This is a genomic window from Streptomyces sp. NPDC005863 (assembly GCF_042871345.1).
GTDB lineage: Bacteria > Actinomycetota > Actinomycetes > Streptomycetales > Streptomycetaceae > Streptomyces.
In genome coordinates this window covers 1,161,794-1,180,798 of record NZ_JBIAII010000002.1, presented here as the reverse complement: position 1 = coordinate 1,180,798, position 19,005 = coordinate 1,161,794, and the positions used below count along the sequence as shown (strand labels likewise).

Below are 19,005 nucleotides of genomic sequence, written 5' to 3'. Positions count from 1 at the left end.
GTTCGTCCCGCCCCACCTCACGTATGCCTACGGTCGGCGTCCCACCACGAGGCGTAGACCGAGCGTCACGTCCTCCCACTCCGTGCGGACCTGACCGAATCCGGCGGCCCGCAGCGCTTCCTCGACGTCGATCCCGGGCGCCAACGCGCCGCCCATCACGGCGAGTTCGAGCCGCGCCGCCGAGGCCCCCAACCGGCGCCGGGGCGGAAGCGGGCACGGCACGACGAGCCAGCCGCCCGGCACGAGCGCCCGCGCGGCGTCGGCCACCTCCCGGCACAGTCCTTCGGCCGTGCGGCCGCCCGCGGGCAGCCAGGCCAGGGCGAGCCCGTCGTCCGCCGCGAAGCGCGCACGGTCCCCGGCCCGCACGTCGACCCGCGCGAAGGCGCCGTCCCGGGCCGGCGAGTCGAGTTCCACCTCCACCTGTTCCGGCTCCAGCGCGAGCACCGGCACGGGCGGGATGTGCCGGGCGAGGTGCGCGGCGGTGCGGCCCCCGTCGCCGGCCGCGCAGCCCACGCGCGCGCCGGGCCCGTCCAGCGTCCAGGGCAGCCCTTCGAGCCGTCCGAGCAACGTGTCGACGAGCGCGTCGACGACTACCGGCGCCTCGCCGCCGCAGCCCGGTGCCATCGTGCGTACCGGGTCCACGGTCCCTGCGCGCAGCCGGGCGCTCGCGACGGCCGTGCGCCGCAGCCGTGCCGCGAACGCCGCGGCGCGCGGCCCGCCGACGAGGACCCGCCGCAGACCGGGGTCGACGACATGGCGCCCCGTGTCGTCCCTGCGCGTCAACGAGCCGTCGGCGAGGACCCGCAGGAGCCCCTCGGTCAGGTCCTCGGTCAGGTCCTCGGTCAGGTCTTCGGGGAGGCCGTCGGTCGCCGCCTCATCGGTCGTCGCGGGCCGTATGAGGCGGTTCAGGAGCCCCGTCTCGTACGCGACCGTGCACGCCACCAGGGCCCAGGCCCGCTCCGCCACCTCGGCGAGCCGGCCCTCGAACAGGCCCGCGGGGCCCGGCGGCAGCGCGTCGGGCCGCTGCCCGGAGCGTACGGCGGCCAGGAGGGTGTGGGCGCGGTCGAGCAGCGCGGTCAGCGCGTCGAGCCGGTCGGGCGCGATGTCCTCGCCGAGACCCGCGGCGGCGACCACCTCGCGCACCACGTCGGCGGGCGCTCCCTTTCCCGATGCGACGACTCCCGGCGTGCCGACTCTCGACGTGCCGATTCCCGGCGTGCCGACAGCGTGCCGCTGTTCGACGGCATGCAGCGCCCACCAGGCGTCCGCGCACCGGGCGACGGAACGCTCGGCGGCGTCCTCGCGAGCCCGCCTGCCCTCCAGGTCGACGATCGCGCGCTGCCCGAGCTGGATGAGCAACGTCTCCTGGGAGCCCTGCCCGGAGACCAGACCGAGGACATCGCGCATGAACCGCTCCCAGGGGAACGCGGACATGTACGCCTCGCCGCCCTGCAGCCCCATCACGAGCCGGCCCACCCGCAGCGCGCACTCCGCGGTCCGGTGCTTGGCGACGGTCGCGAACTCGTCGAAGTGCGGGTCGCGTCCGGGCGAGCGGGTGCCGTCGAGGGCGCGGTGGACGGTCGCGCGTGCGCTCTGCAGCAGCATGCGCATCTCGCCGACCGTCCGCTCCACGTTGCTGTGGTCGAGCACGGGACGGCCGCCGCGCCTGCGCGAGGCGAGCGACTCCACGCACGCGTCGACGACCCCGTCCAGGGCGCCGAGCACGCCGCAGGCGCTCATGGTGCGGCGGATGCGGGCGTACGTGTTGAGTTCGCTGAGCGCGTCGGCCCGCCACACCAGGCGCCACGCTGGCAGCCGCACTTCGTGCAGGACGACCTGGCCGAGACCCATCGTGTGCAGGCCCATGGTGTCCATGTGCAGGGCGCTCACCCCCGGGTCGTCCTTCTCGACGGCGAAGGCGAGCATGTCGTTGGACGCCTCGTCGCGCAGGAACAGGATGAACAGATCGGCGAACCGGGCCCCGGCGAGGAACCGCTTGGCGCCGTTCAGCACCCAGGTGTCGCCGTCGAGGCGCGCGGTGGACCGGTAGTCGTACGGATCCCGGTTCTCGTAGGCGCCCTGCACTCCGAAGCGCCGCCCGGCCAGCAGGTCGGGGACATAGGCCTCAATCAGTTCCGGTCTGCCGCTGGAGAGGATCAACTCGGTGATCTCGACGGTGATGTCGAGCAGCACGGCGAACCCGGGATCGCGCGAGAGCCGGGCCACCTCCTCGACCACCACACCCCAGGCGAGCTTGTCCCTGCCGTCGCCGCCCGCCCCGACCGGCAGCGAGAAGCGCAGCAGACCGAGGTCGCCCGCCTCCTCGAAGAGGCGCCGGTCGAGCGGCTCACGCCGGTGGTTGAGGAAGTACGAGCCCGGATTGACGCGGTCCAGGACGAAGCCGCCGAACCGGTGCCGGGCCTCCAGCCTGATCCGCTCCACCTCGTCGTCGAGCGTGGCGTGCGTGCGGTCCCCGCGGTTCATCACGTCCACCGCGTGGGCCCGGCGCGTCACGCCGCCCCGCCGGAAGCGTCGTGGCCCGCGTCGCCGCCCAGTGCGCGCACCAGGTCGTCGAGGGTCTCGTCGCCGAGGAACCGTTCGAGGGCGATGACGGCGCCGGTGCGCTCCTCGACCTCCACGGAGAGCTGGGCCGCGGTGAGCGAGTCGATGCCGAGTTCGCCGAGCGGCCGGTCGACGGCCAGTTCGTCGTCGATGCCGAGCAACTCCCCGATCAGCGCCGGGAGCCAGGCCCCCGCGGACTCGGCGTGTTCGTGCGTATGGTCGATCGTGGTGATGGCGTACTCCCAGGATTCGTTCTGACGCCGGCCGACGGCCGGTCACGGGTCGGCCGCGGTGCCGTCGCGGTGCAGTCGTTGGGTCAGCCGCGGTTCAGTCGCGGTACTGCGGTGCGATCCGCAGCGGTACGAGCGAGAACGCCCGGTCCCCGTCGTCCAGTTGGACGAGATGGCGCACCAGTAGATCCTCGGCCTCGGGGTCGGGCGCGACCGGACGGCCGAGCCGGGCGAGCACACGGCGCAGAGCGAGGGAGACCCAGTGCCGCTCCGCGGCGAGCCCGCCGAACTGCTCGCCGCGCAGGCGCCAGGTGTGCAGGACGCAGGCGGCCGTGTGCACCAGGCAGTGCGTGCGGGCCGCCTCGTACGCCTCGGTCGTGCGCCCGGTGCCGAGGGCTCGGAACGCCGACCGGTTCTCGTCACGGATCGTCAGCAACATGCGGGCCAGGGGCGCGAGTTCGGCGTCGTCGGCCAGGTCCTGGACCGTCTCGTCGAGGGAGTCGACGATCTCGTCGGCGCCGCCGAAGGTCAGCGAGGGTCGCAGCTCGCGCGGGGCCGGGGACGGCGCGGGATCGCCGAACCCGAAGAGCAGCGGCAGTGGCACCTGCGCAGGCCCACGCGGGCGTCGTGCGGCGGCCGCCAACTGGGATCGCACCGTGTCGAGTTGGACGAGTTCGGTACCCTCGAACACCGGCGTGACGGACACGTCGCGCAGCAGCTTCTGGAACGCGCCGCCCGCGACGCTCTCGCGCAGATGGGCCCGGGCGGAGAGCACCTCGCCGCAGGCGTGCACGGCGTCCACGCACAGCCGCGGCACCGCGTACTTCGCCACCGCGGACCACAGCGCCATCCGGCGGCGCGCCACATCCAGCCCGCGGGCGGCCGCCAGCTCCGTGCACTCGGCGACGAGCAGATCGGTGAAGGCCCGGGCGAGCAGCGAGCGCACCGGAGGCAGGGCGAGCGCGGGCTGCCCGTACAGGACACGGTCGCGGGCGTGCCGCAGCGCCACGCGCAGGGCCGTGTCGGCCGCGCCGAGGCTGCTCGCGCCGACCAGGGTCCGGGTGAACTGCAGCATCCCCGAGACCATCTCGATGCCGCGCCCCGGCCGCCCGAGCACGGCGTCGGCGCCGACCCGGCACCCGGCCAGTTCGAAGCCGCTCAGATCGTGCCCGCGAAGCCCGTGCGTGCGGACCTTCGGCAGCCGCCGCACGCCGTGGCCGCCGATGGCCTCGAAGTCGAGCAGGAACAGGCCGTACGACGGGTCGCAGGCGGCGAGCACGGTGGCGAAGGCGGACCTGCTGCCGTTGCCCACCAGCCACTTCCTGCCGTCAAGCACGTGCCCCCCGGCGGCGGGGACGGCGCGGGTCGCGGTGGCGAGCAGGTCGCTGCCCGCCGCCTCCTCGCTGATGCCCGCCGTTCCCCAGGCCCGCCCGAGCACCAGGTCGGCGACGCGGCGCCGCTGCTCCTCGCTGCCCCAGACCCAGACCGGTGTCGCGGCGAGCAGCGTCGAGCCGAACCCCACGGAGACCGCGAGATCGCGGCGCGACACCACGCGCGCCACCGCCGCGAACGCCTCGAACGAGGCGAGGGCGCCGCCCTCGGAGACGGGCACCAGATGCCGGTGGAGTCCGGCCGCCCAGGCCGCCTCGTAGGCGGCGATGGGTTCCCTCTCGTGTTCGTCCGCGCGCAAGCCCCCGGCCAGCGACATGCCGCTCCCGGGGTCGAACGGGCAGCCGAGCGCCGACTCCAGGCGCGCCGCGCCCTCGAAGGCGGACGGCGTGACCCCGGCCACGGCCGGGGGCTCCGCGGCGACGGCAGGGGACCCCGCGGCGCGCCGTGTCTCTTCCCCGGCCCCGACGGCGGTCATATGCGCTCCACCACAAGGGCGCAGGGCCCGCCGTCGTCCTCGGCGAGCCCGATCTCGTGGACGAAGGCGAGCTCGTCACCGTGCCGGTACGCCGTGCTGCGGATCTCCAGGAGGTCCCACAGCTGACCCGAGCGCAGCCAGGTCACATCCACCCTGCGGATCCCGTCGGCCAGCGCGCGGCGCAGCTCGGGCGCCGAACGGCCGTACCGGCGCACGAGCTCCTCCCGGGCGCCCGCGGCGAACCCGAGCGTCTCGGCCCAGTACCACTGGTCGGCCACCTCGCAGTGGTGGCGGTGCACCCGGTGCGACGTGGTGCCGGCGGCGAGCCGCTCCCCGTCCCGCTCGAACCGGGCGCGCAGCGCGCGGACGGCGGAGCGGTGCGGCGAGTGCTCGAACTCGTCGTCCTCGAAGGCGGCGACGAGCGCGCCGGGCAGCGGCGCGGGTGCTCCGGAGAGCGCCTGGTCGCCGCCGAGCCGCAGCGGCACCGAGGCGCCCCGTGTGCGCACCGCGACACCGGCGGGGCCACGGAGCGTCATCTCCACCTCCAGCTGCGAGGAGGCGGGGCCGCGCAGCCGTGCCCGGACGTCCACGAGCGCCGCGTCGGCGTCGTGGAAGCCGAGGGGCGACGCGTACTCCAACTGCCAGGACCACAGCACGAAGCCGACCCGGTGCTCGTCCACCAGGGCGCGGTGGCTGCACACGTGGTCGCGCATCCACCGCGCGCCGGCCTGGAAGGCGAGCCTGCCGACGGCGGTGGTGCCCAGCTGCGTGGGCGTGAACTGGCCCGCGTCGAGCACGGTCTCGTAGGTCGAGGTACGGGGCATGGGGCTAGCCCCCGGAGATCGCGGTGACGATGTCCACCCGGTCGTCCTCGCCCGCCTCGCGGTCCAGCTCGCCCTGGGTGAGCCGTTCGCCGTTGAGGGCGATGAGGTGGGTCGGGCGTACGGTCCCGTCCCGGTCGAGCAGCACCTCGCTCAGCCGCGGGTGGCGCTCGGTCAGCCCGGTGAGGCCGGCGCGCACGGTGGCGCCGTCGACCTCGATCTCGTTCTCGTAGTCGGTGAAGCGGAGCAGGACGCCCCTGACCTTGACGATCATCGCCGGGCCCTTTCGTCGGTGCTTGCGAGTTCCGCCAGTTCGCCGGCGAGGTAGTGCCGGCGGGCCAGCCGGCGCTGGACCTTTCCGCTGGAGGTCTTGGGGACGGTCCGTGGCCGCACCAGGACGACGGCGCCCGGCCTGACGTCCAGCTCCCTCGACACCGCCCTGCGGATGCCGTCGATGGTCTCGGCGTACCGTTCCTCGTCGGCGACGTCCGCCTCGTACACCACGACGAGCCGCTCGGCACCGCCCGCCGCGTCCTCGACCGCGAACACCGCGCCGCAGTTGCGCCGGATGCCGGGAACCGCGGCCTCGCAGACCCGCTCGACGTCGACCGGATGGAGATTGCGGCCGTTGATGACGACGAGATCCTTGAGCCGCCCGGCGACGAAGAGTTCGTCGTCCAGGACGAACCCGAGGTCGCCGGTGCGCAGATACGGGCCTTCGCCGGCCGCGGTCCGCGCGCCGAACGTCTCGGCGGTCTCGTCGGGGCGCCGCCAGTACCCGTCGCTGACGCTCGGCGAGTCGACCCAGATCTCGCCGACGGTCCCGTCCGCGAGGGGCTCGCGGGTGGCCGGATCGGCGATCAGGAGACGGGTGTCGGGCCCCGGTCTGCCGCAGCTCACCAGCGAACTCGCCGGCTGCCCCGGCCGCGCGGGCCGTGCCGTGCCCTGCGTCTCCAGCGCCTCGCGGTCCACCGAAACCGTCTGCCATCCGCCCAGCGGCTTGCCGCCCGTCACGTACAGCGTCGCCTCGGCCAGCCCGTAGCACGGCAGGAACGCGGCGGCGCGGAAACCGGCGGGCCCGAAGCGCGCCGCGAACCGCTCCGTCGTCTCGGCCCGCACGGGCTCCGCGCCCGTGAAGGCGAGCTCGACCCCGGACAGGTCGAGCCCGTCGACCTCCGCGTCCGTCGCACGGCGCACACAGAGGTCGTACGCGAAGTTCGGCGCCCCGATGATCGTCGCGCGGTACCGGGAGACCATCCGCAGCCACGACAACGGGCGGCGCAGGAACGTCACCGGTGACATGAGGGTCACCGGGATGCCGGTGGCGAGCGGGGTGAGGATGCCGCCGACCAGGCCCATGTCGTGGTAGGGCGGCAGCCACAGACCGCCGGAGCTGCCGGGGTGGATCCCGAAGCCGCGTGCGATCTCCGCGCAGTTGGCCCGCAGCCTGGCCTGGTCGAGCATGACGCCCCGCGGCAGCGCCGTCGAACCGGAGGTGTACTGCAGCAGCGCGGGCACGCCGGGTCTGGGCGCGGGCGGCGCCACCCCCGGGCCTGCCGAGTCGAGCGTGTCGGTGGCGAGCAGGCGCGGGGCCCGGCCGCCGAGGGTGGTGGTGAGCCAGTCCGCCATGAGCGGCGCGATGTCCGACGTGGTCAGGACGGTGCTCGCCCCGGCGTCCTCGATGATGGCGGCGAGCCGGGGCAGGGTGCGGGCGAGCCGGGACGGGTCCGGCGGGAAGGCGGGCACCGCGGGTACGCCCGCGTAGAAGCAGCCGAACAGGGCGGCGAGGTACTCGGGTCCCGGCGCGAACAGGAGCAGCACCGGTTCCGGGCGTCCGTCGGTGGCCGCCAGGATCCCCGCCGCTACGGCACGTGCGCGGGCGTCGAGCGCGGCGTGGGTGAGCTCGTCGGCGGACTCGTCCTCGTGCACGAACCGGTGGGCGACGACGTCGGGCGCCTGCCGTGCCCGCTCGTGCAGGAGACGCGCGAAGCCGACTTCCTCGAAGCTGTCGGGATCAGGAACAGCTGACACGGGGCGCCTGTTCCAGGGGGAGGGTGCCCCACTTGCCGGGTCGGTCCCGCCACTGTTCGCCGTCGGGCAGCGGCTCGACGCGCGTGGTGGCCAGGGGGAGGTCGGCGGCGAGCCGGGCGTTCCATTCGAGCGCGGGCGCGAGTTCGGGCGGCAGCTCGTCCTCGGGGTAGATCGCGTCGGCCGGGCAGGCCTCGACGCAGTTGCCGCAGTCGATGCACTCCGCGGGGTCGATCACCAGGAAGGTGCCGGCCTCCCGGAAGCAGGCGACGGGGCAGTAGGTGATGCACTCCGCGAACTTGCAGTGGACGCACTGCTCGGTGACCACGTGTGTCACGCGCCCGCCTCCTGAACTCCGGTGCCGGCCTGAACTCCGCTGTCGGCGGCGGTCGTTGCCGGGGCGTCCGGCGGGAGCAGCTCGCCGTGGGCGTCCACGAAGCGGTGTCCCGCGTCGAGTCCGAGCTCGTAGGCCTTGACGAGTCCGTCCGCCGTCGCCGACGCGTAGTCGACGCCGAGGTTCTTGAGGTCGTCCGCCGGCTTGATCACCAGGACCCGGGCCTGCCCGATGACGGATCCGTCGACGATCTCCTCGGACGCGTACAGGTCGCGGAAGAGGGGGAAGGGGTCGCAGCCGATCGCGATGAGCACGTCCACCCCCTTCGCGGCGACCTCGCGCGCCGGACAGGAGCAGGTGTACGAGGCGTCGACGTACGCCTCTCCGTCGATCTCCGCGGGGACGGCCCAGGCGTGCAGCATGCGCGTCGAGGCGTAGGAGACGGCGTCGTAGTTCTCCGGGGTCAGCCGCGGCTCGGTGCCACCGGGCTCGGCGCGCGAGGAGAAGACGACGGTGGCGAGGTTCTCCTCGACCCAACTCCGGTCCCCGGTGAAGACGTTGCGCAGCAGGTCCCTGCCCAGCGCCTTCGCGCCGGACCCCTGGGTGACCTCCGCGGCGGCCGGATTCGTGACCTTCCCGGTGGCCAGCAGGAACTCCGGCGCGTCCGCCCGGAAGAGGCCCTCGCGCAGGACGGGTCCGTACTCCCCGATGCTGTCCAGGACGACCGCGCTCATGCCCTTCTCCGCGGCGGCCGCGGCGGCCTTGAGCCAGTAGTCCACGCCGGTGCGCCGGGCCCGGCCGACCGCGGCGAGCCCGCCGGAGAGGGCGGAGGACGACGCGGTGCCGTAGACGTCGCCGCGCAGTCCGCGTTCCTCGAACGCGGCCAGCACGCCGTGGCCGTAGACCCCCTTGAGCATCCCCGACGCGACGGCGATGCCTATGCGCTCCGTGGCGCCTGCGTCAGTCATTTCGGCCCTTCCCTGGCTGGTCGGTGAGGTCGGTGAGGTCGGCGAACTCGGCGCAGCCGGACAGGAGAGTCGAGTCGATCAGGCGGTCCAGGTCGTCCTTGAACGACTGGTTCGGCCCGGGGCGGCTGCCTGCCGTCGCGTCCGCGGCGGCGGAGCGCTGCGTCACGTGGTGCGGGAGCGTCATGGCGTCCTCCAAGCAGGGGAGAGCTGACGGGCGGAACGTTAGCACGACCGTCCGTTCACTTTTCTCGTACGAAGCCCCTTCTCCCCGCTCGACAATCAATATGAGCGAACGGTCGTGCTAACATCCCGGCATTCCTGATCATCTGGAGGGCGTGGGATGAATCCCGCTACAGCAGCCGCACATGCTGCCCCGGGCGACCGGGGCGAGCCGATGTTCGACCTCTTCCGTCGCCCTCAGGGCCGCAGCAGGGCCCGGCCCGACGAGCGGGCGGTCATCGAAAGCGCACGGATCTCGGAACTGGCGGTCGACGGCAAGGTCGCCGTCGTCTACCGGTGGGGCGACGGCGAGCGGCCGGTGCTCCTGGTGCACGGCTGGGAATCGCGCGCCTCGCGCTACGCCAAGACCGTCGCCCGGCTCGTCGAACTCGGCTACAGCCCGGTCGCCTTCGACGCGCCGGGGCACGGCGAGGCCACCGGGGACGGCACGACCCTGCTGGAGTACCGCGACATCATCGTCGAACTCCACCGTGCGCACGGCGACTTCGAGGCGGTCATCGGACACTCCTTCGGGGTGATCGCGACCTACGTGGCGCTCCAGCACGGAGTGCGCGCCGGCCGGATCGTCGCGATCAGCCCGGTCCCCGACTTCGGATACCTCGTCGACAGCTTCTCCCGGGCGGCCCGGCTGTCCGCGCCGGCCGACCGGGAACTGCGGGGCCGCATCGAGCGTGAGGTGTACTCGGGCGAGCGGGACATGTGGACGCGCTTCTCCGTCTTCCACGGCACCGCGGGGCTGCACGTGCCGCTCCTCGTCGTCCATGACGAGGACGACCGCGCGGTCGACCCCGGCCAGGGGGCGCGCATGGCCGAGTTCTACGGGGCGCGCCTGGTCACCACGCGGCGGTTCGGGCATCTGCGCATTCTCGGCGCACCCCAAGTCGTCGCGGAAATAACGGAGTTCGTCACGGCCGGCGCCCTTGAGCCCGGCAGGAAGACCGAGGTGGTGGCCGGATGAGCGGCATACTCGCGGGCAAGCGCGTGCTCGTGACCGGGGTGCTCATGGAGTCCTCGATCGCCTTCCACGCGGCCAGGATCGCCCAGGAGCAGGGCGCCGAGGTGGTGCTGACGGGGTACGGCAGGCTGAGCCTGGTGGAGCGCATCGCCAAGCGGCTGCCGCGCCCCGCGCCCCTGGTCGAGCTCGACGTGCGGGACAAGGGCCACCTCGACAGCCTCGCGGACCGCGTCCGGGAGAGCGTCGGCGGGGACGCGCGCCTGGACGGCGTGGTGCACTCCATCGCCTTCGCCCCGCAGGACGCGCTCGGCGGCAACTTCCTGGAGACCGGCTGGGACTCCGTGGCGACCGCCGTCGAGGTCTCCGCGTACTCCCTCAAGGCGCTCGCCATGGCCTGCCTGCCGCTGATGGAGGAGCGGGGCGGCGCCGTGGTGGGCCTGGACTTCGACGCGCGGACCGCCTGGCCCGCGTACGACTGGATGGGCGTGGCCAAGGCCGCGCTGGAGTCCACCTCGCGCTATGTCGCGCGGGACCTGGGGCCGCGCGGCATCCGCTGCAACCTCGTCGCGGCGGGACCGATCAAGACGATGGCGGCCAAGTCCATCCCCGGCTTCGAGACGTTCCGCGAGGTGTGGCGCACGCGCGCGCCCATCGGCTGGGACCTGTCCGACCCCGAGCCCGCGGCCCGCGCGGTGGTCGCGCTGCTCTCGGACTGGTTCCCGCGCACCACGGGCGAGATCGTGCACGTCGACGGCGGAGTGCACGCCATCGGGGCCTGACCGCGCGGGCATCGCGGGGCCCCGGCCCCGCCCCCCATACGCGCCGTGCGAGGGCCGGTCACCCCCGGGCGGACCCTCGCACGGCGCCCCCCATGTCCGTCCCGGCGAGGCTCTAGCCGTCCGCCGGCTCCGCGATGTCCTCGGGCAGCAGGGATGGGTCGGTGGCCACGCCGCGCAGCCGGTTCAGGATGGCGGTGGCCGCCTTGTCGTAGCAGCTGAACTCGTCGTGCAGCACGGACTCGGCGTTGGCCATCTCCAGGAACGCGACCAGTTCGAAGGCGAGTTGGGGGACGTCGACGCCCTCCTCGATCTCCTCCGTCTGCTGCGCCTCCCAGATGGTCTGCTCCAGATACGTGGACCAGTTGGTACGGGCCGCGGCCAGGGTGTCGTGCACCTTGCCCGGACGGGCGTCGTACTCCGCCGACGTCGAGTAGAAGAAGCAGCCGCCGGGGAAGACACGCTCGCGCGAGTACGTGAGCCAGCTGGTGCACACGCGCCACAGCCGGGTGATCCCCGGCGGGAGTTCACGGGCCGGCTGGACCACGTGCTCCAGGTAGACCTTGATCGCCGCACGCACCGTGGCCAGCTGCAGGTCCTCCTTGGAGCCGAACAGCGCGAACACACCGCTCTTGCTGAGCTTGAGCTCGCCCGCGAGCCGGCCGAGGGAGAGGCCTTCGAGGCCTTCGACCGATGCGACCTGCATGGCGCGCTTGAGGACCAGCTGACGGGTCTGATTCCCGCGGGCGACCCGTCCGTCGATGTGTGTCGCTGCCATGGTGGTGCCTACCTGTCTCCTGGGCCGGGTGCTCGCGGTGCCCGATAGGTGACCAGTGTACCGAGTAAGTGGACGATCGTGCGGTCAGCGTGGGAGGGCGGTGACGGCACGACCGTGCGTGCTCCGAGGTTGACTCAGGGCGACGCTCAGTCCGTCACGGGAACCGCGTCGGGCAGCGCCTCCGTCCGGTCCGCGGCGGTGGATTCGGCGGTGGCGGCGCTCCCGTGCCCGACGAATTCCAGGACGGCGCGCACCACGTCGGGGTCGCCGAGGATCCTGCGGTGCCCGAGGCCCCGCGTGGTGATCATCCGCGCCCGGTCGCCGAAGGCCGCAGCGATCCCGTGCCCCTGGTCCAGGCCGATCCGGCCGTCGTCCTCGTCGTGCACCACGAGGACCGGCGCCGTGACGGCCTCGGAGGCGTGCGAGACGGAGAAGGGCATGCGGTCGGCGGGTGCGCCGGGGAAGAGGTTCTTGCCGACCCGGGCCGTCAACTCGCGCTTCAGGGAAGGCCGGAGCCTCAGCTCCGAGCAGAACGCGTCGACGAGGTACGCGAAGTCGCAGACCCCGCTGATGGCGACGATCCGCTGCGCCCGCACCCCCTTGGTGAGCGCGTGGAAGGAGCCGAGCGCGCCCAGGGAGTGCGCGACGAGGGCGTCGAACGTGCCGTACTGGTCGTGCAGTTCGGCGAGGATCGTCTGGTACTCCAGGATGGTGGTGCTGCGGCCCGTGGCGTCGCCGTGGCCGGGGGCGTCGAAGGTGATGACGCTGTGGCCCAGGGCGAGCAGGCCGGGGACGAAGTCGCTGAAGCGTGAGCCGCGCGACTGCCAGCCGTGGACCAGGAGGACGGGGCGCTCGCCGGTGCCCCATCGGTAGGTCACCGCGGACTTGCCGTTGACGCGGATGCTCCCGCGGTGAGCCGACGCGAACAACTCGCGCTCCGTGGACCGCATCGCGCTGCGGGCCAGCGGCATGTGGAACAGCGCGTAGGCGCCGGCGCCGGCGAGCCGCCCCGAGATGCGGGAGACGGCATTGATGGTCGTACTCACGACGGCCTCTGTGGGGCCCATGTCCAGTACTCCTCGGTCGGCGGCATCAGGAACGTGGTATATTAGCACGACCGTCCGTGCTGTTAATTTGGAATGCGTCCACGGGCTCCGGCGCTCACGAGGGGAACGCGATGCCGTCCACCATCTGGTTCACGCCATGGACGCCGGGACCCGCGGCGGAGGCCGCCCATGAGAAGGACGTCACGGGTGCGGCGGTCGTCAGCGTCACCGAGTTCACCCCGCACCGGCCCTGGACCGCCGTGGGCGTCAACCTCACCGGGGTCGCCCTGCGCAGATCCTGGGGCGAGGTCACCGGCGCCGTCGGGCTCTGGCTGTGGGTGGACCCGGACCCGCGCCGCCCCCGGTCGGGTTCGGTCTCGGTCTGGCGGGACGAGAAGGGGCTGAAGGGCTTCGTGGCGCGCCCCGACCATCTGCGCATCATGCGCTCGTACCGCGACCGGGGCACGACGCGCTCGGCCCTGTGGCGCGCCCCGGACTTCGACGCGACGGCGACGCGGGAGGCGGCCCGCTCGTTCCTCTCCGGGCGTTCACCGTGGCCGCGCGATCCCTCGGCGCAATGACGCCCTGCGGCGGGAGCCGGCCGCGTACGGTGGGCACATGGACGTTCGACCTCGCCCCGCCCGCAGGCGGTCATGACCGAGCACCCCGCGGACCCGGTCTCCGCGGCCGGGCCGCCCGCGGGCCAACCGCCCATTGGCCAGCCCCAGATGGGCGAGCCGCCCACCGAAGCCGTCGACGACCCCATCGGCCTGGCCATGGCCCGGAAGGTCCTGGACGCCCAGCCGTTCAGCCGCCTCGTGCAGGCCCGCATCACCCGCTTCGGCGAGGGTGCGGCCACGCTGGAGATCGACGTACGGCCCGAACTCCAGCAGCAGAACGGGTTCGTGCACGGGGGCGTGCTCGCTTACGCGGCCGACAACGGCATCACCTTCGCGGCCGGCACCACCCTCGGCCCCGCGGTGCTGACCTCGGGCTTCTCCATCCAGTACGTACGCCCCGCGACCGGCGTCCGGCTCGTCGCCCGCGCCGTGGTCGTCCACACCGGCCGCCGTCAGGCGACCGTGCGCTGCGAGCTGTACGCCGTGGCGGCCGAGGGCGCCGAGACGCTCTGCGCGATCGCCCAGGGCACGGTGCTCTCCACGGCCTGAGCGGCCCGCTCCTCCTCCTGCTCCTACTCCTCCTCCTACTCCTCCTCCGGGGACTCCGGGATCTCCGCCATGCGCACCAACCGCCGCTCGCGGCGCGACAGTTCGCACGCCTCCGCGATCCGCAGCGCGTGCAGCGCCTCGCGCCCGTCGCAGGGGTTGATGCGCTCGCCGCGGACGACGTCGACGAAGGCCGCGAGCTCCGCCTCGTACGCCGGGGCGAAGCGCTCCAGGAAGCCGGGCCAGGGCTTGACGGGTGCGGCCGGGCCCGTCGGCTCCGCCGAGGTGAGCGGCGTGCGCTCGTCCGTGCCGACCCCCAACTGGTCCAGCTCCCCGGCCAGTTCCATCCGGACGTCGTACCCCGCGCCGTTGCAGCGGGTCGCGGTCGCCGTGGCGAGGGTGCCGTCGTCGAGGGTGAGGACCGCAGCCGCCGTATCGACGTCGCCGGCCTCGCGGAACATCACGGGGCCGAGGTCGGAACCGGTCGCGTACACCTCCGTGACCTCGCGGCCGGTGACCCAGCGCAGGATGTCGAAGTCGTGGACCAGGCAGTCGCGGTAGAGACCGCCGGAGAGCGGGAGGTACGCGGCCGGCGGCGGCGCCGGATCCGAGGTGACCGCCCGTACGGTGTGCAGCCGGCCGAGCCGGCCCGCCCGCACCGCCTCGCGCGCCGCCGTGTATCCCGCGTCGAAGCGCCGCTGGAAGCCGAGTTGCAGCACCGTCCCCGCGGCCTCGACCTCGGCCAGGGCGGCCAGCGTGCCCGGCAGGTCGAGGGCGATGGGCTTCTCGCAGAACACCGGGAGCCCGGCCCGCGCGGCCCGCGCGATGAGTGCGGCGTGCGCCGCGGTCGCCGCCGTGATCACCACGGCGTCCACCCCGGCCGCGAAGACCTCGTCCACCGAGGACACGGCCGTCGCGCCGGTCCGTGCCGCGAGGTCCGCCGCTCTCGCGGCGTCCACGTCGGCGATCACCAGGGACGACACCGCCGCGTTGCGGACGAGGGCCGCCGAGTGAAAGGTGCCGATGCGGCCCGTTCCGATCAGTCCGATGCGCATGGCTCCACCCTCGCGACGCCACACCCTCCTGTCAATCCTTTGTCCGGACAACAGAACTTAAGAACTTCCCGTCATCCTCTCCTGGGGCTACGCTCGCCCCGTGTCCAAACCAGTCGCCAAAGCAGCTCAGGACAAGCCGGTCCGGGACCCCACGGTGGACCTCCGGCTCGGCGTCGACCGCAGCAGCCCCGTACCGCTCTACTTCCAGCTCGCCCAGCAGCTGGAGGCGGCGATCGAGCGCGGCGCCCTGACACCGGGCAGCCTCCTCGGCAACGAGATCGAGCTCGCCGGGCGGCTCGGCCTCTCCCGGCCCACCGTCCGCCAGGCCATCCAGTCCCTCGTGGACAAGGGACTCCTGGTGCGGCGCCGGGGCGTCGGCACCCAGGTCGTGCACAGCCAGGTGAAGCGCCCGCTGGAGCTCAGCAGCCTCTTCGACGACCTGGAGGCCGCGGGCCAGCGCCCCGAGACCCGCGTCCTGCACAACACCCTCGAACCCGCCTCCGCCGAGGTCGCGGCGGCGCTCGGGATCGGCGAGGGCGACGAGGTGCACCGCGTGGAGCGGCTCCGGCTCGCCCACGGCGAACCCGTGGCCCGGCTCCGCAACCATCTGCCGACCGGGCTCCTCGACCTCGACACCGCCCGCCTGGAGGCCACCGGTCTCTACCGCCTGATGCGCGCCGCGGGCCACACCCTGCACAGCGCGCGCCAGTCCGTCGGGGCCCGCGCCGCCACCGCCGAGGAGGGCGAGCTGCTCGCCGAGCCCGTCGGCGCCCCGCTGCTCACGATGCGGCGCACCACCTTCGACGACACGGGCCGGGCGGTGGAGTTCGGCTCGCACGTCTACCGGGCCGCGCGCTACTCCTTCGAGTTCCAGCTCCTCGTACGGCCGTAGCGGCCCGGCGCCGCGCCAGCCGTCAGAATGTTCTGACAAAGCCATTGACGCTCCCGGGCGCCCCCCGCTAGAACTCCTCCAGCCGCACCGAGGCGGCCGGAAGGCAAAGGGGTGGTCCACCATGCGCACATCCCGTACGGCGAGGGGCGTCACGGCCTGTCTGGCGGTGATCGCGCTCGCCGCCGGCTGCAGCAGCTCCGGCGGCAAGGACGACGAGGACGGGTCCGGGGGCGGCGGGGACGGCAAGGGCGTGACCACGCCCCGCCTCAAGATCGCGATGGTCACGCACTCCGGCGAGGGCGACACCTTCTGGGACATCGTCCGCAGCGGCGCCAAGCAGGCCGCCCGCAAGGACAACGTCGACTTCCTGTACGCCAACGACAAGGAGGCCAAGGGGCAGGCCGAACTCGTCCAGTCCTTCGTCGACAAGAAGGTCGACGGGCTCGTGGTGACCCTGGCCAAGCCCGAGGCGATGCGGGCCGTCCTCGCCAAGGCGAAGAGGGCGGGCATCCCGGTCGTCACGATCAACTCCGGCGGAGAGTTCTCCCCGCGCTTCGGGGCGCTCAGCCACATCGGCCAGGACGAGTCCGTGGCCGGCGAGGCGGTCGGCGATGAGCTGAACACGCGCGGGAAGAAGAAGGCCCTCTGCGTGATCCACGAACAGGGCAACGTCTCCCTCGAACAGCGCTGCGCGGGCGTCGAGAAGACCTTCGACGGGTCGGTCGAGAACCTGAACGTCGAGGGCACCAACGCGCCCGGCGCGCAGTCCTCCATCAGCGCGAAACTCCAGGCGACCAAAGACATCGACGCCGTCGTCACGCTCGGCGCGCCGATCGCCGCGTACTCGGTGAAGGCGAAGGACGAGGCGGGCAGCAAGGCCGAGGTCGACACGTTCGACCTGAACGCCGAGGTGGTCAGGCGGCTGAAGGCCAAGGAGGTCGGCTTCGCCGTCGACCAGCAGCCCTACCTGCAGGGATACCTCTCGGTCGACGAGCTGTGGCTGTACCGGACCAACGCCGACGTGCTCGGCGGGGGCAAGCCCGTCCTCACGGGGCCCGCGATCGTCACCGGGAAGGACGTGCCGAAGCTGGAGAAGTACACCGCTCGCGGTACCCGATGAACACATGCGTGATCCGCGTGGTCGATACTTGGGCGGCTGGGGCCGGGGATCCGGACCGGCCGCACAGAGCAGCAGAGCAAGAAGGGCACGGCGTCGTGGCAAGGGTGAAGACAGGGGTACGTACGGTGGGCGCCGTGCTGGTGGCGGTGCTCGGCGTCACCGCGGGACTGACCGGATGCAGCAGCACCGGCGGCAAGCGCGCGGAGGACGCCCGCAAGGCCGCTGCCGCCGGGGGCAGGGCGGCGGTCGACACACCGCGCTGGACCTTCGGCATGGTCACCCACTCGGGTGACGGCGACACCTTCTGGGACATCGTGCAGAGCGGCGCCAAGCAGGCCGCCGTCAAGGACAACATCAAGTTCCTGTACTCCCATGACGACGAGGCCCAGCAGCAGGCCCAGCTCGTCGACTCCTACATCGACAAGAAGGTCGACGGGATCATCGTCACGCTGGCCAAGCCGGACGCGATGAAGGGCGCCCTGGCCCGCGCCGAGAAGGCCGGCATCCCGGTGATCACGGTGAACTCCGGATCCGCGGAGTCCAAGAAGTTCGGCGCCCTCACGCACATCGGCCAGGACGAGACGATCGCGGGCGAGGCCGTCGGCGACCAGCTCAACAAGCGCGGCAAGAAGAAGGCGCTCTGCATCCTGCACGAGCAGGGCAACGTCGGCCACGAGCAGCGCTGCGCGGGCGCCAAGAAGACGTTCAAGGGCACGATGCAGAACCTGTACGTGACCGGCACCAACATGCCCGACGTGCAGTCCTCCATCGAGGCCAAGCTGCAGTCCGACAAGTCGGTCGACGCGGTCGTCACGCTCGGCGCGCCCTTCGCGGACACCGCCGTGAAGGCCGCGGACAGCGCGGGCAGCAAGGCCGAGGTCGACACCTTCGACCTCAACGAGAAGGTCGCCGCCGGGCTGAAGTCCGGCTCCCTCGGGTTCGCCGTCGACCAGCAGCCCTACCTCCAGGGGTACGAGGCCGTCGACCTGCTCTGGCTGTACAAGTACAACGCCGACGTCCTCGGCGGCGGCCGCCCCGTCCTCACGGGACCGCAGATCATCACCAAGGACCAGGCTTCCGAGCTGGAGGACTACGCGAAGCGAGGGACTCGATGACCGCCACAGCACCCGCGCCGGCCCCCGACGCCAAGGCGGACGAGCGCCTGGTCAAGACCTCGCCGCTGAAGAAACTGATGGGCCGCCCCGAGCTCGGCTCGGTCGTCGGCGCCATCGCCGTCTTCATCTTCTTCGCGATCGTCGCCGACAGCTTCCTGCAGGCCACCAGCCTCGCCACGGTCCTGTACGCGGCGTCGACGCTCGGCATCATGGCGGTGCCGGTCGCCCTGCTCATGATCGGCGGCGAGTTCGACCTGTCGGCGGGCGTGCTCGTGACGACGTCCGCGCTCGTGTCGTCGATGTTCAGCTACCAGATGACGGCGAACGTCTGGGTGGGCGTCGGCGTCTCGCTCCTCGTCACGCTCGCCGTCGGCGTCTTCAACGGCGTCATGCTGACCCGTACGGACCCGCCGAGCTTCATCATCACGCTCGGCACGTTCCTGATGCTGACCGGCATGAACCTCGGCTTCACCAAGCTGATCAGCGGCACGGTCTCCACGAAGTCGATCGCCGACATGGAGGGCTTCGAGTCCGCCAAGGACGTCTTCGCCTCCACCATCACCATCGGCGACGTCGACTTCAAGATCACCATCCTCTGGTGGCTCGCCCTGATCGTGGTCGCCACCTGGGTGCTGCTGCGCACCCGGGTCGGCAACTGGATCTTCGCGGTGGGCGGCGGCGAGGACGCGGCCCGCGCGGTCGGCGTCCCGGTCGCCGCGACGAAGATCGGCCTCTACATGGGCGTCGCGTTCGGCGCCTGGATCTCCGGCCAGCACCTGCTCTTCAGCTACGACACCGTGCAGTCCGGCGAGGGCGTCGGCAACGAGCTCATCTACATCGTCGCCGCCGTCATCGGCGGCTGCCTCATCACCGGCGGCTACGGCTCCGCGGTCGGCGCGGCCGTCGGCGCGCTGATCTTCGGCATGGTCAGCAAGGGCATCGTCTTCGCCGAGTGGAACTCCGACTGGTTCAAGTTCTTCCTCGGCGTGATGCTGCTCCTTGCGACGCTGCTCAACCACTGGGTCCGCAAGCGCGCGGAGGCGACGAAGTGA

20 protein-coding genes are annotated in these 19,005 nt (G+C 72.6%); 8 read left to right on the top strand and 12 right to left on the bottom strand.

Annotation, left to right across the window (positions count from 1 at the left end):
• Nucleotides 1-27 precede the first annotated feature (27 nt).
• From ACFYO9_RS11320 to ACFYO9_RS11280, 9 genes are all read right to left on the bottom strand, one after another.
• Nucleotides 28-2,484: an acyl-CoA dehydrogenase family protein gene (locus ACFYO9_RS11320; RefSeq protein ID WP_358773637.1), complete on the bottom strand. Its 2,457-nt coding sequence runs from the start codon at nucleotides 2,482-2,484 to the stop codon at nucleotides 28-30.
• A 26-nt stretch (nucleotides 2,485-2,510) separates the two neighbouring features.
• A complete protein-coding gene (locus ACFYO9_RS11315) occupies nucleotides 2,511-2,735 on the bottom strand; it encodes an acyl carrier protein (RefSeq protein WP_388666206.1) in 225 nt (74 codons plus the stop codon).
• 154 nt (nucleotides 2,736-2,889) lie between these two features.
• On the bottom strand, nucleotides 2,890-4,659 hold the full coding sequence (locus tag ACFYO9_RS11310; protein ID WP_358773639.1) for an acyl-CoA dehydrogenase family protein: 1,770 nt from the start codon (nucleotides 4,657-4,659) through the stop codon (nucleotides 2,890-2,892).
• Complete coding sequence (locus ACFYO9_RS11305; RefSeq protein ID WP_358773641.1) at nucleotides 4,656-5,483, bottom strand: acyl-CoA thioesterase; 828 nt, start codon at nucleotides 5,481-5,483, stop codon at nucleotides 4,656-4,658. The genes ACFYO9_RS11310 and ACFYO9_RS11305 overlap by 4 nt, the downstream gene beginning before the upstream one ends.
• 4 nt (nucleotides 5,484-5,487) lie before the next feature.
• Nucleotides 5,488-5,754: a MoaD/ThiS family protein gene (locus ACFYO9_RS11300; protein ID WP_355805877.1), complete on the bottom strand. Its 267-nt coding sequence runs from the start codon at nucleotides 5,752-5,754 to the stop codon at nucleotides 5,488-5,490.
• A complete protein-coding gene (locus ACFYO9_RS11295) occupies nucleotides 5,751-7,511 on the bottom strand; it encodes a fatty acyl-AMP ligase (protein ID WP_358773643.1) in 1,761 nt (586 codons plus the stop codon). The genes ACFYO9_RS11300 and ACFYO9_RS11295 overlap by 4 nt, the downstream gene beginning before the upstream one ends.
• The gene (locus ACFYO9_RS11290; protein ID WP_355805882.1) at nucleotides 7,495-7,845 is read right to left on the bottom strand and encodes a 4Fe-4S dicluster domain-containing protein; all 351 of its coding nucleotides are present in this window, start codon (nucleotides 7,843-7,845) and stop codon (nucleotides 7,495-7,497) included. Before ACFYO9_RS11290 ends, ACFYO9_RS11295 begins: the two co-directional genes overlap by 17 nt.
• Nucleotides 7,842-8,810: a hypothetical protein gene (locus ACFYO9_RS11285; RefSeq protein ID WP_358773645.1), complete on the bottom strand. Its 969-nt coding sequence runs from the start codon at nucleotides 8,808-8,810 to the stop codon at nucleotides 7,842-7,844. Before ACFYO9_RS11285 ends, ACFYO9_RS11290 begins: the two co-directional genes overlap by 4 nt.
• On the bottom strand, nucleotides 8,803-8,994 hold the full coding sequence (locus tag ACFYO9_RS11280; protein WP_358773647.1) for a hypothetical protein: 192 nt from the start codon (nucleotides 8,992-8,994) through the stop codon (nucleotides 8,803-8,805). The genes ACFYO9_RS11285 and ACFYO9_RS11280 overlap by 8 nt, the downstream gene beginning before the upstream one ends.
• Before the next feature lie 156 nt (nucleotides 8,995-9,150).
• Here ACFYO9_RS11280 and ACFYO9_RS11275 point away from each other — a divergent pair, with 156 nt between their 5' ends.
• Nucleotides 9,151-10,008, top strand: coding sequence for an alpha/beta hydrolase (locus tag ACFYO9_RS11275; protein WP_358773648.1), 858 nt, complete (start codon nucleotides 9,151-9,153; stop codon nucleotides 10,006-10,008).
• Nucleotides 10,005-10,784: an enoyl-ACP reductase FabI gene (fabI, locus tag ACFYO9_RS11270; protein ID WP_358711913.1), complete on the top strand. Its 780-nt coding sequence runs from the start codon at nucleotides 10,005-10,007 to the stop codon at nucleotides 10,782-10,784. Before ACFYO9_RS11275 ends, fabI begins: the two co-directional genes overlap by 4 nt.
• 112 nt (nucleotides 10,785-10,896) lie before the next feature.
• Here fabI and ACFYO9_RS11265 read toward each other — a convergent pair whose 3' ends face one another.
• The gene (locus tag ACFYO9_RS11265; protein WP_358773650.1) at nucleotides 10,897-11,559 is read right to left on the bottom strand and encodes a TetR/AcrR family transcriptional regulator; all 663 of its coding nucleotides are present in this window, start codon (nucleotides 11,557-11,559) and stop codon (nucleotides 10,897-10,899) included.
• A 146-nt stretch (nucleotides 11,560-11,705) separates the two neighbouring features.
• Nucleotides 11,706-12,626: an alpha/beta hydrolase gene (locus ACFYO9_RS11260; protein ID WP_358773652.1), complete on the bottom strand. Its 921-nt coding sequence runs from the start codon at nucleotides 12,624-12,626 to the stop codon at nucleotides 11,706-11,708.
• Between the two features lie 110 nt (nucleotides 12,627-12,736).
• On the opposite strand from ACFYO9_RS11260, the gene ACFYO9_RS11255 reads away from it, so the two are divergent.
• Together ACFYO9_RS11255 and ACFYO9_RS11250 are read left to right on the top strand one after the other, a co-directional pair.
• A complete protein-coding gene (locus ACFYO9_RS11255) occupies nucleotides 12,737-13,186 on the top strand; it encodes a hypothetical protein (RefSeq protein WP_358773653.1) in 450 nt (149 codons plus the stop codon).
• Nucleotides 13,187-13,333: 147 nt separating this feature from the next.
• On the top strand, nucleotides 13,334-13,774 hold the full coding sequence (locus ACFYO9_RS11250; protein ID WP_358773831.1) for a PaaI family thioesterase: 441 nt from the start codon (nucleotides 13,334-13,336) through the stop codon (nucleotides 13,772-13,774).
• A gap of 35 nt (nucleotides 13,775-13,809) precedes the next feature.
• On the opposite strand, the gene ACFYO9_RS11245 is transcribed toward ACFYO9_RS11250, so the two are convergent.
• Nucleotides 13,810-14,826, bottom strand: coding sequence for a Gfo/Idh/MocA family oxidoreductase (locus ACFYO9_RS11245; RefSeq protein ID WP_358773655.1), 1,017 nt, complete (start codon nucleotides 14,824-14,826; stop codon nucleotides 13,810-13,812).
• Nucleotides 14,827-14,926: 100 nt separating this feature from the next.
• On the opposite strand from ACFYO9_RS11245, the gene ACFYO9_RS11240 reads away from it, so the two are divergent.
• From ACFYO9_RS11240 to ACFYO9_RS11225, 4 genes are all read left to right on the top strand, one after another.
• On the top strand, nucleotides 14,927-15,718 hold the full coding sequence (locus ACFYO9_RS11240; RefSeq protein ID WP_355805907.1) for a GntR family transcriptional regulator: 792 nt from the start codon (nucleotides 14,927-14,929) through the stop codon (nucleotides 15,716-15,718).
• Nucleotides 15,719-15,839: 121 nt separating this feature from the next.
• Nucleotides 15,840-16,838, top strand: coding sequence for a sugar ABC transporter substrate-binding protein (locus ACFYO9_RS11235; RefSeq protein WP_358773657.1), 999 nt, complete (start codon nucleotides 15,840-15,842; stop codon nucleotides 16,836-16,838).
• A gap of 95 nt (nucleotides 16,839-16,933) precedes the next feature.
• Nucleotides 16,934-17,953, top strand: a complete 1,020-nt coding sequence (locus ACFYO9_RS11230) for a sugar ABC transporter substrate-binding protein (RefSeq protein WP_358773659.1) — start codon at nucleotides 16,934-16,936, stop codon at nucleotides 17,951-17,953.
• Nucleotides 17,950-19,005, top strand: coding sequence for an ABC transporter permease (locus tag ACFYO9_RS11225; RefSeq protein WP_358773661.1), 1,056 nt, complete (start codon nucleotides 17,950-17,952; stop codon nucleotides 19,003-19,005). The genes ACFYO9_RS11230 and ACFYO9_RS11225 overlap by 4 nt, the downstream gene beginning before the upstream one ends.

Bases quoted from the DNA above. Each gene is read 5' to 3' on its own strand.
- ACFYO9_RS11275 (WP_358773648.1), top strand. From the start codon at position 9,151: ATGAATCCCGCTACAGCAGCCGCACATGCTGCCCCGGGCGACCGGGGC.
- ACFYO9_RS11265 (WP_358773650.1), bottom strand. From the start codon at position 11,559: ATGGCAGCGACACACATCGACGGACGGGTCGCCCGCGGGAATCAGACC.
- ACFYO9_RS11245 (WP_358773655.1), bottom strand. From the start codon at position 14,826: ATGCGCATCGGACTGATCGGAACGGGCCGCATCGGCACCTTTCACTCG.
- ACFYO9_RS11310 (WP_358773639.1), bottom strand. From the start codon at position 4,659: ATGACCGCCGTCGGGGCCGGGGAAGAGACACGGCGCGCCGCGGGGTCC.
- ACFYO9_RS11260 (WP_358773652.1), bottom strand. From the start codon at position 12,626: ATGGGCCCCACAGAGGCCGTCGTGAGTACGACCATCAATGCCGTCTCC.
- ACFYO9_RS11285 (WP_358773645.1), bottom strand. From the start codon at position 8,810: ATGACTGACGCAGGCGCCACGGAGCGCATAGGCATCGCCGTCGCGTCG.
- ACFYO9_RS11280 (WP_358773647.1), bottom strand. From the start codon at position 8,994: ATGACGCTCCCGCACCACGTGACGCAGCGCTCCGCCGCCGCGGACGCG.
- ACFYO9_RS11225 (WP_358773661.1), top strand. From the start codon at position 17,950: ATGACCGCCACAGCACCCGCGCCGGCCCCCGACGCCAAGGCGGACGAG.
- ACFYO9_RS11300 (WP_355805877.1), bottom strand. From the start codon at position 5,754: ATGATCGTCAAGGTCAGGGGCGTCCTGCTCCGCTTCACCGACTACGAG.
- ACFYO9_RS11320 (WP_358773637.1), bottom strand. From the start codon at position 2,484: ATGAACCGCGGGGACCGCACGCACGCCACGCTCGACGACGAGGTGGAG.
- ACFYO9_RS11235 (WP_358773657.1), top strand. From the start codon at position 15,840: ATGCGCACATCCCGTACGGCGAGGGGCGTCACGGCCTGTCTGGCGGTG.
- ACFYO9_RS11250 (WP_358773831.1), top strand. From the start codon at position 13,334: ATGGGCGAGCCGCCCACCGAAGCCGTCGACGACCCCATCGGCCTGGCC.
- fabI (WP_358711913.1), top strand. From the start codon at position 10,005: ATGAGCGGCATACTCGCGGGCAAGCGCGTGCTCGTGACCGGGGTGCTC.
- ACFYO9_RS11305 (WP_358773641.1), bottom strand. From the start codon at position 5,483: ATGCCCCGTACCTCGACCTACGAGACCGTGCTCGACGCGGGCCAGTTC.
- ACFYO9_RS11255 (WP_358773653.1), top strand. From the start codon at position 12,737: ATGCCGTCCACCATCTGGTTCACGCCATGGACGCCGGGACCCGCGGCG.